We start from the raw sequence: 1,341 nt of genomic DNA, 5'->3' as shown, positions 1-1,341 counted from the left end.
ACATCGCCGGTCGATCTTAACCGCCGCGGTGCGGCTACGCTCGGCCGTCACTTGCAAATGATTATCGATTTGGTGGGCTAAATTCACCGCTTACAGACGTTCTTCAAAGCCCAGCCGGTCAATGCCGTCCTGGGACTGTTGCTCGGCAAGCGCCGCCGCCATGCCGGGCAGGCGCAGCGCGTGCAGTTTGTCGACAGTGGGATGATGCAGCATATAGACTCCCTTTCAGCTTCAGTGGTAGTACGAAGGTCCGCGCACATTGGCATGCACAAGCGGCAGGTCGGCCTGCCCGGTAGCGGGTTCGGGCTCCCGGTCCAGGCCGTTCTTCAGCGTCGAGTCAATGAACTTGTAGTTCGGCGCTTTCAGATCGATAGCGCGGCGGCAGGCAGCTTCGAGCCGGTCGCGCCCATAGTCCTTGCCCATGCGCAGCACGCCCAGGCAGGCGCGATACGACTGCTGGGGGTGCTTGCGGGCACCCAGCAGGTGCTGGATGACGGCCGCCGTATGCGGGCCGATGTCGGCGGCCCAGTTGCGCAGCCGCTCCGGATCCCAGCCCTTGGCGACCGCCAGGTGCTCCGGCGGCATGTGCGCGTCGATCGTGGTGTGATAGCGACGGCGAGTGCTTTTGCCGTGAGCGGCAATGCGTTGGCCGCGATGGAATATCTCGACGGTGTTGGCCGTGTGGCGCACGTCGACCTGTTCGCGCGCGTAGCGATACGGCACCGAGTAATAGTGCTGATCAAGCTCGACGTGATAGTCCGGCCCGATACGCGCGACCTTCCACTCCGCGTACTGATAGGGCTGCTCGGGCAAGGGCCTGAGTGCCGGACGATCGATTTCGTCGAAGACGCTACGGCGGGAGCCGGGCAGTTTCTTGAAGGGCCGGTTGTTCAGATCGCCCAGCAAGGCGGCAACCGCCCGGTTGGCCTCGCCCAGGCTGAAGAAGCGCTGATTGCGCAGGCGGGCGAGGACCCATCTCTGCACCAGAAGGACCGACAGCTCTGCTTTCGGCTTGTCCCTCGGTTTTTTACTGCGAGCCGGGATCACAGCCACGGAGTAATGCCGGGCCATTTCCTGGTAGGTTGGATTGATGTCTGGATCGTAGAACCCCGGCTTGTGGACGCCCGATTTCAGGTTGTCAGGGACCAGTATCTCGACCAGACCGTTATAGAACGCGAAGGCACGCACGTGCGAGCCGATCCAGTCGGGCAACTGCTGGGTCCAGGTGAGTTCCGCGAAGGTAAGCCCGGACACGCCGAGCGCAGCGACGAACAGCTCGGCCTCGCGGATTTCACCGGTGTCCGGGTTGATGATGCCCAGCTTCTTGCCCGAGTAGTCGAC

Annotated in this window: 1 protein-coding gene and 1 pseudogene; both read right to left on the bottom strand. The window is 62.9% G+C overall.

The annotated features are described in order from the left end of the window. Nucleotides 1-93: 93 nt before the first annotated feature. Nucleotides 94-213: pseudogene (locus P3T23_RS47690) on the bottom strand (AAA family ATPase); the annotation flags it as partial. 18 nt (nt 214-231) lie between these two features. Continuing rightward, nucleotides 232-1,341: IS21 family transposase (istA, locus tag P3T23_RS47685; protein ID WP_429322955.1), on the bottom strand; the 1,110-nt coding region annotated here is incomplete at its 5' end.

The organism is Paraburkholderia sp. GAS448 (assembly GCF_050435685.1).
Taxonomy (GTDB): Bacteria; Pseudomonadota; Gammaproteobacteria; order Burkholderiales; family Burkholderiaceae; genus Paraburkholderia.
Note: the sequence above shows the minus strand (reverse complement) of the source record. Positions and strands in the feature narration are given on the sequence as shown.